This is a genomic window from Paraburkholderia sp. (genome assembly GCF_024281035.1).
In the GTDB taxonomy this organism is placed as follows: Bacteria; Pseudomonadota; Gammaproteobacteria; order Burkholderiales; family Burkholderiaceae; genus Paraburkholderia.
The window spans coordinates 148,128-161,354 of sequence record NZ_JAMXLH010000029.1 but is presented as its reverse complement, the minus strand read 5'-3'; the positions used below and the strand labels follow the sequence as shown (position 1 = coordinate 161,354).

At 64.4% G+C, this 13,227-nt stretch carries 11 protein-coding genes; 2 read left to right on the top strand and 9 right to left on the bottom strand.

Annotation, left to right across the window (positions count from 1 at the left end; translation table 11 throughout):
* Positions 1-50: 50 nt before the first annotated feature.
* Positions 51-1,151 (bottom strand): polyamine ABC transporter substrate-binding protein, encoded by a 1,101-nt coding sequence (locus Q0L30_RS09800; RefSeq protein ID WP_296654414.1) that lies wholly within the window; start codon positions 1,149-1,151, stop codon positions 51-53.
* A gap of 540 nt (positions 1,152-1,691) precedes the next feature.
* Here Q0L30_RS09800 and Q0L30_RS09795 point away from each other — a divergent pair.
* The gene (locus tag Q0L30_RS09795; RefSeq protein WP_296654746.1) at positions 1,692-1,895 is read left to right on the top strand and encodes a DUF1289 domain-containing protein; all 204 of its coding nucleotides are present in this window, start codon (positions 1,692-1,694) and stop codon (positions 1,893-1,895) included.
* Positions 1,896-1,968: 73 nt separating this feature from the next.
* Here Q0L30_RS09795 and Q0L30_RS09790 read toward each other — a convergent pair whose 3' ends face one another.
* The 4 genes from Q0L30_RS09790 to Q0L30_RS09775 form a co-directional block, all read right to left on the bottom strand.
* Complete coding sequence (locus Q0L30_RS09790; RefSeq protein ID WP_296654413.1) at positions 1,969-2,631, bottom strand: OmpW family outer membrane protein; 663 nt, start codon at positions 2,629-2,631, stop codon at positions 1,969-1,971.
* Between the two features lie 82 nt (positions 2,632-2,713).
* Positions 2,714-3,904, bottom strand: coding sequence for a nitronate monooxygenase family protein (locus Q0L30_RS09785; RefSeq protein WP_296654411.1), 1,191 nt, complete (start codon positions 3,902-3,904; stop codon positions 2,714-2,716).
* 499 nt (positions 3,905-4,403) lie between these two features.
* Positions 4,404-5,996: an ABC-F family ATPase gene (locus tag Q0L30_RS09780; RefSeq protein ID WP_296654410.1), complete on the bottom strand. Its 1,593-nt coding sequence runs from the start codon at positions 5,994-5,996 to the stop codon at positions 4,404-4,406.
* Between the two features lie 247 nt (positions 5,997-6,243).
* Positions 6,244-7,164, bottom strand: coding sequence for an NAD(P)-dependent oxidoreductase (locus Q0L30_RS09775; RefSeq protein WP_296654408.1), 921 nt, complete (start codon positions 7,162-7,164; stop codon positions 6,244-6,246).
* A gap of 117 nt (positions 7,165-7,281) precedes the next feature.
* On the opposite strand from Q0L30_RS09775, the gene Q0L30_RS09770 reads away from it, so the two are divergent.
* A complete protein-coding gene (locus Q0L30_RS09770) occupies positions 7,282-7,491 on the top strand; it encodes a dodecin (RefSeq protein WP_296654406.1) in 210 nt (69 codons plus the stop codon).
* A 144-nt stretch (positions 7,492-7,635) separates the two neighbouring features.
* Here the strand turns inward: Q0L30_RS09770 and Q0L30_RS09765 are convergent, their stop codons facing one another.
* The 4 genes from Q0L30_RS09765 to Q0L30_RS09750 form a co-directional block, all read right to left on the bottom strand.
* On the bottom strand, positions 7,636-8,724 hold the full coding sequence (locus tag Q0L30_RS09765; protein ID WP_296654404.1) for a BMP family ABC transporter substrate-binding protein: 1,089 nt from the start codon (positions 8,722-8,724) through the stop codon (positions 7,636-7,638).
* A 44-nt stretch (positions 8,725-8,768) separates the two neighbouring features.
* Entirely contained in the window at positions 8,769-9,698 is a 930-nt protein-coding gene (locus tag Q0L30_RS09760) for an ABC transporter permease (protein WP_296654403.1), read from the bottom strand.
* 21 nt (positions 9,699-9,719) lie between these two features.
* Positions 9,720-10,826: an ABC transporter permease gene (locus Q0L30_RS09755; protein WP_296654401.1), complete on the bottom strand. Its 1,107-nt coding sequence runs from the start codon at positions 10,824-10,826 to the stop codon at positions 9,720-9,722.
* A 201-nt stretch (positions 10,827-11,027) separates the two neighbouring features.
* The gene (locus Q0L30_RS09750) at positions 11,028-12,659 is read right to left on the bottom strand and encodes an ABC transporter ATP-binding protein (protein ID WP_296654400.1); all 1,632 of its coding nucleotides are present in this window, start codon (positions 12,657-12,659) and stop codon (positions 11,028-11,030) included.
* Positions 12,660-13,227: the final 568 nt, after the last annotated feature.

Genomic DNA, 13,227 nt, shown 5'->3' with positions numbered 1-13,227 from the left:
CGGCGGTCTGTCGGGGGCTCGGGGGAACAGGCTGGCTGTCGGGGCTCGCCTTAGCGGCCCGATTTGAACTCGGTCCACAGGCGCGTTTGCAGACGCTGGATCTCAGGCGGCAGCGGCTTGAGCAGGAACAGCGTCTTCAGGACTTCCGGCGGCGGATAGACGGCCGGATCGTCTGCGATGTCCTTGTTCACGTACTTGCGCGCTTCCGCGTTCGCGCTCGGATAGTAGACCGAGTTCGTGATGGCGGCGTGGACCTGCGGCGTCTCGATGTAGTTGATCCACTCGTGCGCGGCGTCCTTGTGCTGCGCATCCTTCGGAATCACCATCACGTCGAACCAGATCGGCGCGCCGCCCTTCGGGATGAAGTACTCGATCTTGTACGGCTTCTTCGCCTCGATCGCGCGGTGCTTGGCGATCACGACGTCGCCGGACCAGCCGTAGGCGAAGCAGATGTCGCCGCCGACCAGATCGTTGATGTAGCCCGACGAGTTGAACTGCGTGATGTACGGACGGATCTTCTTCATCATCGCGAGCGCGGCGCGATAGTCTTCCGGATTCGTCGACATCGGATCCTTGCCGATGTAATGCAGCGCGGCCGCGAACATCTGGTCCGGCGCATCGAGCACGGAGACGCCGCACGACTTCAGCTTCGAAATGTTCTCCGGCTTGAAGAGGATGTCCCAGCTGTTGAGCGGCACGTCCTTGCCGAGAATCTGCTGCACCTTGGTCACGTTGTACGCGAGGCCGGTCGTGCCGTACGCCCAGGGCACCGCGAACTTGTTGCCCGGATCCGCGCCGGCGACGAGCGCCATCAGCTGGGGATCGAGGTACTTCAGATTGGGGATCTTCGACTTGTCGAGCGGCGCGAAGATGCCGGCGGCAATCTGCTTGCCCGCGTAGTTGCTGGTCGGCACAACGATGTCGTAGCCCGAATTGCCCGCGAGGAGCTTGGCCTGCAGCGTGTCGTCGCTATCGTAGTTGTCGTACTTGACCTTGATGCCGGATTGTCTGGTGAAGTTCGGAAGCGTGTCGGAGGCGATGTAGTCGGACCAGTTGTACACGTTCAGTTGCGTATCCTTCGCCACCGACGCCACCCACGGCGCCGCGCAAAGCGCCAGCGCGGCCAGTCGTGTCACCACCCGTCTTTTCATTCCGTTCTCCGATCCTGGCCAGCCCGCGCTGGCCGTCTGCCTCGCATCGTGCCGCGCCAGGCGCGGCCCCCCTGAGATTTACGAAACCTACCATCAAACATGTTAGACGACAAAGAAAACGCCGCCCTGTCGCGCAAACGGGACAGCCCCGCGCAAGCGCCTGGTCTGAAGGTAAATCGCGCGCAATTTTAGCCCGTTCTGCGCACGTGTTCATCAAAAATTCTGTCCGTGCTGTTTTCGTGCGACGCGCCGCCCGGCGCGCGGCCTCGATGCTCCGGGAGCGCGGGCGCCAAAGGCCGCCGCCCTGCTACATCCCCGATATTTCCCGACAGGGCGACCGGCTCCTGGACGAACCTCGCGCACGGGCGCACACCAGACACCGACAAGGTGCTGCATGCGTACTGGGCGATGCCAGCCGGGCATCGGGTGCAATGAACCGGGCCCGCGCCGGTATCGGCTAACATAGCGGGGTTTTTATCCGTGGACGGCAGGGCACGGTTCATTGCACCGATGCTCGCCGCCCCGTTCAAGGCTCCTTCAATGGCATCCAACCTCCACGATCTTCCGGACAGCCCGTGCATAGGCGTCTGTTCCACCCTTTTCGACGAAATCTGCAAAGGCTGTGGCCGCACGGCGATGGAAGTCTCCAACTGGGTTTTCATGACCGACGAAGAGAAGCGCGCGGTCTGGGAACGCATCGAGCGCGAAGGCACCGCGATGCGCTTCCAGAAAGATCGCACCTGATCCGCGCCTGATCCGCGCCTGACGAAAAAAAAGCGCCGGACATAGCCGGCGCTTTTTGCATGGTGCGTGCGTCTCAGAAGCGCATACCGACACCGACACCGACGATGAGCGGATCGATCCTCAGCATGCCGAGCGGCGCGCCGTCGACCGATGCGCTCGTGCGCATCCAGATCTTCTTGATGTCGGCGTTCACGAACACCCGCTTCGTGACGTCGACGTCGATACCGGCTTGCAGCGCCGGACCGAAGCTGTGGTTGTCGATGTGAACCGGAGGACCACCGGCGCCTGCATGCAGACCGTTGTTGTAGAACAGCGTGTAGTTCAAACCCGCGCCGACGTACGGCCGCACTTTGCCTGCGTGGTTGAAGTGGTACTGCAGCAAGAGCGTCGGCGGCAGCACGCCAACACCGCCAAGGTCACCGATCTTCGACGTGACCTGATTGCGCGACGTGCCAAGAATCAGTTCGGCGCCGATGCTGCTCGTCACCATGTACGTGAAGTCGAGTTCCGGCACGATGGAGTTGTTGACTTGCGCGCCAAGTCCGTCGAGTGATCCGCTTGCGCTGGACTGCGGGATGATGCTTATAGCCCGCAGACGCACGAGCACGTCACCTGCAGCGAGGCCGGTGCGAACGGGCCCGGATGCGTCGGCCGCCATGGCCGGTGCTGCCGCAAATGTAGTAGTCCCAAGGACCAGTGCAGCCGTAGCCGCGAGAGTTTTGATGCAATCTTTCATTGTGGTAAGCCCTGTTTTCTTTGGTCTTGTTAAAAGACCTTTTTATTTTCAGGGGCATACCACGTTACGGGATTGAGTCAGATCAAGTCAGGGCAAACGCCGCACGGCATGCGACCGCAGGCCGCGTCACTCCCGTCAGAAGGAGTTCAAGGAGATCGCGCACGCTGCGAATTGCGTTGCCAAACGGCAATGATTCGCGGCCGCGGAAGAAGAGACCATTCGCCACATCACCGCGCAGTGCGGCAGCAAGACGCGTATCGATACAGAAGTGACCGAACTTTTCGATACCGTCACGCAAGCCGCACGCCGTGAGGCATTCCAGCGTGGTGGGACATGCGAGCTTGATCGAACCGATCTTCGCACGCACGCGCGCTTCGTTGCGCAGATAGCGCTCGAGCCACGGCGTCTTGACGGCACGTGCGGGCAGTCCCGTCACGCTGACGAACTCGACGATATCTTCAGGCTTCGCATCGGCAAGCACGCGCTTGAAGTTGGGATGGGCATCGCCCTCTTCCGTCACGGCAAACGGCGTACCCACCTGCACGCCACTTGCACCTGCTTCAAGCCATTTTCGCACGGCCTCGTGGCTGTTGATGCCACCCGCGACGATCAGCGGCACGTCGGCACGCGTAATGCCGAGCGTCTTATAGACCTCTTCGAGTTCCGCCAGGATGCGGTCGAACTCGAAGCGCTCGTTGCCCATGTCTTCGATGGAAGTGACGCCGAGGTGGCCGCCCGCGTGAGCGGGATGCTCGATGACGATAGCGTCCGGCAGCCGGCCTTTCTTGATCCACTTCTTGAGGATGAGCGCGACGCCGCGCGCGTCCGACAAAATGGGGATCAGGGCGATATCGCAACCTTGCGTGAGCTCCGGCAGGTCGAGCGGCAGACCCGCGCCCATGACGATCGCATCGGCGCCGTTCTCGCAGGCGGAGCGCACGTAATCCGCGTGCGCAGCGACCGCCTTCATCACATTGACCGCGATCATGCCGTTGCCGCCGCTCAACTTGCGCGCCGCATCGATCTCGCGCCCGAGCGCGGTCAAGTTCGCGTTAGCCAGCGTGTCATGGCCGGGGTTGGCACGGCATTCTTCGAGGAGATCGGCGTGATGGTGACGCAGGTCGATGCTCGCAATGGTGCCGACTGCGCCCTCGCGGGCGACGCTGCCCGCCAGGCGGTGGGCGGAAATGCCGACGCCCATGCCGCCCTGGACGACCGGCAGCAGCCGACGGCCTCGAATCTGGAGCGGAGCGAAGGAGTGATTAGGGAACATGATGACCTGCGTGGTATGTAACAAAGTTAGAATGGTCGCGCGCTGCCAACATATGATATTGATAACCATCAAGCAAGTGCACAGACTGTCGCAGTAACACTTCTTTACGTGATGTTAATCAACACGACGCACGAAAATATTTGCACCGACACCAAAGCCACTTGCGATCAGAATTCGGGGCTTTGAACTGCGTCGATTCGGATTCCAGATACGCTTCCAGGCCGTATTTCCCGCTCTCCCGGCCCTTGCCTGACTACTTGCAGCCGCCGAGCGGCGCGGCAATTTTTCACATGGCGGCGTCGATGTCGATCGGCCCGCTTCTTCACTCGCCGCGCCACACCGCCGCATGACACGTGCGCCGTTAAGCCGCGCCCCGCAATCCCCGCCGCGCGTCATCAATGCTGGTTGCAAACGCAACTGACTGACGTTTCACGCGCATACAAAAAACGGGCGACGCTTTCGCGCCGCCCGCGTGGCATTCACGCCAGCGCATGGTTGCTCAATGCAGCCCCTGGCTAGCAAGGAAGTCCTCGTAGTTGCCGCTGTAATCGTTGATCGTGCCGTCCGTCTTCACTTCGATGATGCGGTTGGCCAGACCATTCACGAACTCGCGGTCGTGCGACACGAAGATCAGCGTGCCTTCGAACTTCTCCAGCGCGATCTGCAGCGACTCGATCGACTCCATGTCCATGTGGTTGGTCGGCTCGTCCATGAGCAGCACATTGTGGCGGCCGAGCATCAGCTTGCCCCAGATCATGCGGCCCTTCTCGCCGCCCGAGAGCACCTTCACCGACTTTCTGATGTCGTCCGCGTTGAAGAGCAGACGGCCGAGCGTGCCGCGCACCGATTGCTCGTCGTCGCCTTCCTGGCGATACTGGTCGATCCAGTCCATCAGCGTGACGTCGCCCGGAAACTCCTCGTACGTGTCCTGCGGCATGTAGCCGACGTTCGCGTTCTCGGCCCACTTCACCGAGCCGCCGTCGAGTGCCAGGTTGCCGAGCAGCGAGCGCAGCAGGGTGGTCTTGCCCGCGCCGTTCTCGCCGATGATCGCGATACGCTCGCCCGGCTGCACGCTGATGCCGAATTTCCTGAAGATCGTGCGTTCGTACTGCTTCGTGATCTCTTCGGCCACCACGACGATGTTGTGCAGCTTCTTTTCGAACTCGAAGCGGATAAACGGGTTCTGGCGCGACGAGGGCTTGAATTCCTCGATCTTGATCTTGTCGATCATCTTCAGGCGGCTGGTGGCCTGACGCGCCTTCGACTTGTTCGCCGAGAAGCGGCGCACGAAGTCCTGCAGGTCTGCCACGCGCTCCTTCGCCTTGGCGTTCGCCGCGGCCTGGCGCTCGCGCGCCTGCGCCGACGCGAGCATGTAGTCGTCGTAGTTGCCCGGATAGACCTTCAGCGTGCCGTAATCCATGTCCGCCATGTGCGTGCAGACCTGGTTCAGGAAGTGACGATCGTGCGAGATGATGATCATCGTCGAGTTGTACTCGTTCAGAACATCTTCCAGCCAGCGGATCGAGTTGATGTCGAGGTTGTTCGTCGGTTCATCGAGCAGCAGCACGTCCGGCTTCGAGAACAGCGCCTGCGCAAGCAGCACGCGCAGCTTCCAGCCCGGCGCGACACCGCTCATCGGGCCATTGTGGAACTCCGTGCCGATGCCGATGCCGAGCAGCAGTTCGCCCGCGCGCGCTTCGGCCGTGTAGCCGTCGTATTCCGCGAACTTCGTTTCGAGATCGGCCGCCGCCATGTAGTCGTCGTCGGTGGCCTCGGGGTTCGCGTAGATCGCGTCGCGCTCGGTCATCGCGGCCCACATTTCGGTGTGGCCCATCATGACGACGTCGAGCACGCGCACGTCCTCGTAGGCGAACTGGTCCTGGCGCAGCTTGCCCAGACGCACGTTCGGCTCCAGCACGACGTTGCCCGAGCTCTGTTCGAGGTCGCCGCCCAGGATCTTCATGAACGTGGACTTGCCGCAACCGTTCGCGCCGATCAGGCCATAACGGTTGCCTTCGCCGAATTTGACCGAGATGTTCTCGAACAAGGGCTTCGGCCCGAATTGCATGGTGATGTTGGCGGTAGAGAGCACAGCGCGCCCCTGAAAGTAGATCGACGAAAAACCTGTAATTTTATCAGGTTATGCTAGTTCGCGGGCACCTGATACCTCGGTACGAGCCGCAAGCCGCGTGCGAACCGCGCGCAGCGTTTGAACGATGCATGGGCGTCGCAGAAAAACGGCGCGGCAAAGCCGCAACGACAAGCCCAGAAACAAGCGCCGCAACGCACGGGGCCGGATCGCAACCGCCCGCCCCCGCCCCCGCCGCCGCTGCGCCACGTCACCGCGCGATGCTACGCGGCGTCTGCAACACGTCGATGAAGCCCGAAAGATCGGCCTGTGCGAGGCCCATCGCCGCACCAAGCCGCAGCAACTGCTGAACCGTGCCGGAAACAGGCATCGGCGTGCCGGTCTGCTGCGCGGCGGCGGCAATCGTGTCGACGTCCTTCTGGAACGTTTTAAGCGCGCCGATCGGATCGAGCCCGTCCTGCGTCATGCGGGGCACGAACGTGCGCAGCAGCGCCGAGTCGGCCCAGCCGCCCGCGAGCGCCTCCGGCAGCCTGGCGGCATCGATGCCGCTGCGCCGCGCGAGACTCACCGCTTCGGCAATCGCGGCCACCGTCGCCGTGACGATCGCCTGATTGCACAGCTTGGTCGTCTGACCCGCGCCTACCGTCCCCATATGCGTGACGCGCGCCGAGTACGCGGCGAGGATCGGCGCGACCAGTGCAATGTCGGCGTCCGCGCCGCCCGCCATGACCGCAAGCGTGCCCGCCTGCGCGCCGGTGACGCCGCCCGAGACCGGCGCATCGACCCAGCCGACATCGCGCGCCGCTGCCCGCGCGGCAAGCGCGCGCGTGGCGTCGGGCGGAATGCTCGAATGGTCGACGATGCAGCGCATGCGCGTGCGGTCAGCCGGATCGCCCTGTTTGTCGCACTGCGCGCCGAGCAGCCCGTCGGCGCCGAACACGACCGCCTCGACCGCCGCCGCATCGGCGACGCACAGCAGCACGATTTCAGCGTGCTGCGCCAGTTCGCGCGGCGCCGCGGCAACGCGCGCGCCGTCGGCGACGAGCGCCTCGGCCTTTTCGCGCGTGCGGTTCCACACGCACACCGCATGGCCCGCGCCCAGCAGATGGCGGATCATCGGCGCGCCCATCAGCCCCGGTCCGCAAAATCCCAGTTCCTGCCTGTCCATCATTGACCACCTCCAGCGTCGTTCGCCCGTCGCGCCTTGTGCGGCGCGGAGCGCCATGATACCGGGCCGCAATTGCCTATACTCGATTGACCTACCCGCGGACCGTGAGGAGACACCATCATGAACGATCACGTCTACAAGCAGATCGAACTGACCGGCTCGTCCACCGAATCGAGCGACGACGCCATCCGTTGCGCGATTGCCCGTGCGTCGAAGACGCTGCGAAATCTGCACTGGTTCGAGGTGACCGAGACACGCGGCCTCGTCGAAGACGACAAGATCACGCGCTGGCAGGTGACGATCAAGGTCGGGCTGCGCATCGACGATTGAGCGGCGCAGCCGCCTCGCTGCCCCAGGTTCAACCCGGTTCAACCCGGGCCCTACCGAAGCGCAACCCAGGCGCGCCTCAAACGCAAACGGCCGCGCGAGCCCGAAGGCTACGCGCGGCCGCGTGTGCATGCCGGCTGCGTCGGCTTACTTCGGCAGCGAGCCGTCGACGCCTTCGACGTACCAGTTCAGGCGCTGCAGTTCCGTATCGGTCAGCGTTTTGCCGGCCGGCACCTTCACTGCGCCCGTCTGGTCCTTGATCGGGCCCGTGAAGACGTCCCACTTGCCGCCCGCGATCGCTGCGCGCTTCGCGGCGACTGCCTTCACGGCGTCAGCCGGCAGCGCGGACGTGTTCACGTCGCCCAGATCGACCGCCTTCTGCGGGATGCCCCACCACACCGGGTCGTTCTTCCACTTGCCGTCCATCACCTGCTGGATGGCGTTGACGTAGTAGACGCCCCAGTTCGCCTCGACCGAGCCGAGGTGCGCGTGCGGGCCGAACTTCTGCATGTTCGAATCCCAGCCGAACGCGTGGACCTTCTTCTCTTCAGCCGTCGCGAGCGTCGCGCTCGAGTCGGTGTTCTGGAGCAGCACGTCGGCGCCCTGGCCGATCAGCGTTTCCGCCGCCTGCTTTTCCTTGCCCGGATCGAACCAGCTGTTGATCCAGATGACCTTCGTGTGGACCTTCGGGTTCACCGAACGCGCGCCGAGCGTGTACGCGTTGATGTTGCGCACCACTTCGGGGATCGGCACCGACGCCACGAAGCCGAGCGTGTTCGTCTTCGTCGCGTAGCCTGCCGCGACGCCCGCGAGGTACGCGCCCTGGTACATGCGCACGTCATAGGTGCCGAAGTTCGACGCCTTCTTGTAGCCGGTCGCGTGCAGGAACGTGACGTCCGGGAAATCCTTCGCCACCTTCAGCGCGAAATCCTGATAGCCGAAGCTCGTGGCGAAAATGATCTTGTTGCCCTTGTTCGCGAGATCGCGGAACACGCGCTCCGAGTCAGCCGATTCCGGCACGTTCTCGATGCGGGTGATCTTGATCTTGTTGCCGAACTTCGCTTCGGCCACGCGCGAGCCCTGATCGTGCGCAAACGTCCAGCCGGCATCGCCCGGATTGCCGATGTAGACGAACGCAACGCCCGGCACATCGGCCGCATTGGCCGACGGCACGAGCGCCGCCGTGCCGCACGCGGCGGCGACGGCGACCGCCGTCAGGATGGTTTTTTTCATCATGGATCTCCTGTTTTGGATGGTAATACTGCGTTTTCGATGGAGTATCAGGCGGCGCCGAAGAACGGCTTGCCGAGCGAGGCCGGCGCGTTCAGGCGAATCGTGTTCGGGTTGCGCGAAATCAGGACCAGCACGACGATCGTCGCGACGTACGGCAGCATGGCGAGAAACGGTGTCGGCACCGGCACGCCGATGGCCTGCGCATAGAACTGCAGCCCGGTCACCGCGCCGAAGAGCAGCGCGCCGATCAGGAGGCGCCCCGGCCGCCAGGTGGCGAACACGACGAGCGCAAGTGCGATCCAGCCGCGGCCCGCGGTGACCTGCTCCTGCCACAGGTGCAACTGGACGACCGAGTAGTAGCCGCCCGCGAGGCCCGCCATCGCGCCGCCGAACAGCGTCGCGCCGTAGCGCACGCCGATCACGGGAAAACCCACCGAGTGCGCGACCTGCGGCGACTCGCCGACCGAGCGCAGCACGAGCCCGGCGCGCGTGCGGTACAGGAACCAGCCGACGATGACGAACATCAGGAACGCGAGATAGTCGATCGGCGTGTTGTTGAACAGCGCGGGACCGACGACAGGCAGATGCGAGAACCCGGGAATCGGCCAGGCGGCGATGGTCGCGGGGTTCGCTGCCGACGTGTACGGCTTGCCGACATACGCCGAAAGGCCGACCCCGAAAATCGTGAGAGAAAGCCCCGTGGCCACCTGGTTGGCGAGCATCGTGAGCGTGAGAAAGCCGAAGAGCAGCGCTATCGCCATGCCCGCCGCAATCGCCGCAACGAGCCCGAGCCAGGGACTGCCGGTCACGGTCGTGGTCGCATAGCCGCTCACGGCGCCCATCAGCATCATCCCTTCGACGCCGAGGTTGAGCACGCCCGACTTCTCGGTGACGAGTTCGCCGATGCCCGCGAACATGAGCGGGATAGCGGCCGTCACGGCGCTCGACGTGAGCGAGCTGGCTTGCTGGATATCCATATCGTTATGCCCGAATCAAAATCAGTGGCTCGTCGCGACCGGATGACGGCGGCGTACGCGGTAGTTCACAAAGAGATCTGCGCCGAGCAGGCAGAACAGCAGCAGGCCCTGAAAGACGCCCGAGAGCGCCTGGGGCAGTTGCAGCGAAGTCTGCACGGCCTCGCCGCCGAGGTAGAGCAGCGCCATCAGCAGGCTGGCGAGCACGATGCCGAAGGGATGCAGCCGCCCGACGAACGCGACGATGATCGCCGTGAAGCCGTAGCCCGGCGACCACGTCGCCTGAAGCTGACCGATCGGACCGGCGATCTCGCCCATCCCCGCAAGGCCCGCGAGGCCGCCCGAGAGCAGCAGCGAGGTCCAGATCGTCTTCTTCTCCGAGAAACCGGCGTAGCGCGCGGCCAGCGGCGCCAGCCCGCCCACGCTCATGCGGTAGCCCGCGAAGCTGCGGCGCAGGAAGAGCCACACGAGCGGAATCGCCGCGAGCGTGAGAAAGATCGAGGCATTCAGGCGCGTGCCGCGCAGCCAGTGAATGCGCCAGTCGCCGCCGAAGGTCGGATAGAGCGCGTCGCCGCTGAACATCTCGGAGAGCGGGAAATTCATCCCGTTCGGATCGCGCCACGGGCCGCTCACGAGCCAGATCAGGACCTGCGTCGCGACATAGGTGAGCATCAGGCTCGTGAGGATTTCGTTTGTGTTGAAACGGCTCTTGAGCCACGCCGGAATCGCCGCCCAGGCCATGCCGCCGAGCACGCCCGCGATCATCATGAGGAACAGGATCCACCAGCCGGTCGACTGGTCGAAGTAGATCGCCACGCCGCTTGCCGCGATGCCGCCGAGCACCATCTGCCCTTCGGCGCCGATGTTCCAGACGTTCGCACGATAGCCCGCCGCGAGGCCGAGCGCGATCAGACACAGCGGCGACGCCTTGAGCAGCAGCTCCGACCAGCCATTGATGGTCGAGAGCGGTTCGATGAAGAACGCGTGCATGGCCTGCACGGGGTCGCGCCCGACGAGGCCGAAGATCAGGAAACCGATCGCGAGCGTGAGCAGCGCGGCAATCAGCGGCACGGCGATGCGCACCGTGCGGGACGGCGCCGTGCGGGCCTCGAGTCGAAACGGAAAAATCATGATGGTGTGATCGGTGTTCAGTCCGGGTGTGTCGGTTTTCGGTTTTGGTCGCCGCGCAGGGCAGGCTCAATTCGGGCTCGATCCAGGCTCAGTCCAGGTTCAAGCGCCGGGATCAGCGCCGGAGTGCGCAAGCCGCCCGTTTCGGCTCGACGCCAACGCTGCCTTGCCAGCGCTTCGCGCGCCGCGCGTCAGACATGTGCCTCAGACATGCGCCGCAGGCCCGGACGCGGCGGGGGCCGCGGGCGGCTCGCCGCCTGCCGCGCGCTCGCCGAACAAGCCCGCCATCCAGCGTCCGATCTCCTCGGCATTCGTCTCGCCGGTGAGCCGTGCGGGTGAGAGCCGCCCGCCCGCGAGCACCGCGATGCGGTCGCAGATGTCGAACAACTCGTCGAGCTCCTCCGAGATCACGAGTATCGCGACCCCGCGCGCCGAAAGATCGAGCAACTCTTGACGGATGAACGCCGCCGCACCCACGTCGACGCCCCATGTGGGTTGCGCGACGACGAGCACCTTCGGCGTCTGCAGGATCTCACGCCCGACGATGTACTTCTGCAGATTCCCGCCCGAAAGGCTCGCCGCGTGCGCGTCGGGACCGCCGCAGCGCACGTCGAAGGCGTCGATGCAGCGCTGGGCGAATGCGCGCATCGCGCCCGTCCTGAGCCAGCCCGAGCGCACCATGCCTTCGCGGTGCGCGGTCAGCAAGGCGTTTTCCGATAGCGACATCTCGGGCACCGCGCCGCGCCCGAGCCGTTCTTCGGGCACGAATGCGAAGCCGCGACGACGACGCTCGCCCGCCGTGAGCCGCCCTGCGGGTTCGCCGCAGATCGTCACCGCATCGGCCGGAACATGGCGGCCCAGATGCGCCTCGCCGGAGAGCGCGGCGAGCAGTTCGGCCTGGCCGTTGCCCGACACGCCCGCAATGCCGAAGATCTCGCCCGCGTGCACGGCGAACGTCACGTCGGCGAGCGAAGTGCCGAACGGATCGGCGCTCGGCATCGAGAGATGTTTGACGTCGAGCTGCACGTCGCCGGGCGTGTGCGGCCGGCGTGTGTAGTCGGGCAAATCGCGCCCCACCATCAGGCGTGCGAGCGACGCATGCGTCTCCTCGCGCGGCGTCACATTACCGGTCACCTTGCCGCCGCGCAGCACCGTGGCCGTGTCGCAGAGTTCCTGGATTTCGTCGAGCTTGTGGCTGATATAGAGGATGCTGCAACCTTCCGATGCGAGCCGCCGCAGCGTATCGAAGAGCTTGCGCACGGCCTGCGGCGTAAGCACCGAGGTCGGCTCGTCCATGATGAGCAGGCGCGGGTTCTGCAACAGGCAGCGCACGATTTCGACGCGCTGCCGCTCGCCCACGGTCAGGCTGTGGACGTGGCGCTGCGGATCGACGTCGAGACCGTATTGCGCCGACACCTCGCTGATGCGCCTCGCGAGCGCCTTGAGATCGAACGCCTCGTCGAGCGAGAGCGCGATGTTCTCGCCGACCGTGAGTGTCTCGAAGAGCGAAAAGTGCTGGAACACCATGCCGATGCCGAGCTTGCGCGCGGCGGCCGGGTTCGCGATGTCGACGGGCTGCCCTTCCCAGCGGATTTCGCCCGCATCGGGCCGCACCGCGCCGTAGACGATCTTCATGAGCGTACTTTTGCCCGCCCCGTTTTCGCCGAGCAGCGCGTGAATCTCGCCGGGCGCGACCGAGAGCGTGACGTCGTCGTTCGCGAGCACTGCCGGGTACTGCTTCGTGATGCCCGTGAGCGCGAGACGCGGCACAATGCCGCTCCCGGAAGCTGCTCCGGAAGCCGTGCCCGCCGCCTGACGTGAAGAAGAATCGCCCATGAAGGTTCTGCCGAAGTACGTTACTGCTATTCGAGTTCTATGCCCGCGCATGCCGCACGGAGTGGTTGCCCCCGCACCGTTCGGGGCAGCCAGGCCGCGACCGGCCGATGACGGGGCCGTCGCGCGGGGGTGACGATACCTGTTAGACGGGCGTTAGTCGAGAGGCATTAAATCCCGCCAGGCCACGTGACGCGGGGGGTTCTGGCGCAAGCTGCCCTCGACGGATTCCCTCCCTTATATTGAAAACGATGTACCGATAAATTCGATCTATCAGCCCGGATTTATTACCCGGAGGGTCGATGAGTCAGCGATGCGAGGCGATCGACCTTCGACGATCAAAATTGCGCTGGCAACTCATGCAAGCGACGATACACAGATTGAGCGTAGCCCTGTAAAGGTCGTATTTATGCATCGCTTCGACGGCCACCGGGGCATCGAACGATGCCGAAACCACGGCGAATCCGCGCAGAGCGCGCGCGTGCCCGCGTGCTGCATCGCGTCACGTCACTCATGCTGAAGGACTTATCTTCACTATCGTCTACCCGCTTACGCCACGATGGTTCTTACA

Coding starts and splice junctions, on each gene's coding strand:
- Q0L30_RS09775 (WP_296654408.1), bottom strand. CDS start 7,164: ATGATGGACAGGCAGGAACTGGGATTTTGCGGACCGGGGCTGATGGGC.
- Q0L30_RS09765 (WP_296654404.1), bottom strand. CDS start 8,724: ATGATGAAAAAAACCATCCTGACGGCGGTCGCCGTCGCCGCCGCGTGC.
- Q0L30_RS09770 (WP_296654406.1), top strand. CDS start 7,282: ATGAACGATCACGTCTACAAGCAGATCGAACTGACCGGCTCGTCCACC.
- Q0L30_RS09795 (WP_296654746.1), top strand. CDS start 1,692: ATGGCATCCAACCTCCACGATCTTCCGGACAGCCCGTGCATAGGCGTC.
- Q0L30_RS09760 (WP_296654403.1), bottom strand. CDS start 9,698: ATGGATATCCAGCAAGCCAGCTCGCTCACGTCGAGCGCCGTGACGGCC.
- Q0L30_RS09800 (WP_296654414.1), bottom strand. CDS start 1,151: ATGAAAAGACGGGTGGTGACACGACTGGCCGCGCTGGCGCTTTGCGCG.
- Q0L30_RS09755 (WP_296654401.1), bottom strand. CDS start 10,826: ATGATTTTTCCGTTTCGACTCGAGGCCCGCACGGCGCCGTCCCGCACG.
- Q0L30_RS09790 (WP_296654413.1), bottom strand. CDS start 2,631: ATGAAAGATTGCATCAAAACTCTCGCGGCTACGGCTGCACTGGTCCTT.
- Q0L30_RS09750 (WP_296654400.1), bottom strand. CDS start 12,659: ATGGGCGATTCTTCTTCACGTCAGGCGGCGGGCACGGCTTCCGGAGCA.
- Q0L30_RS09785 (WP_296654411.1), bottom strand. CDS start 3,904: ATGTTCCCTAATCACTCCTTCGCTCCGCTCCAGATTCGAGGCCGTCGG.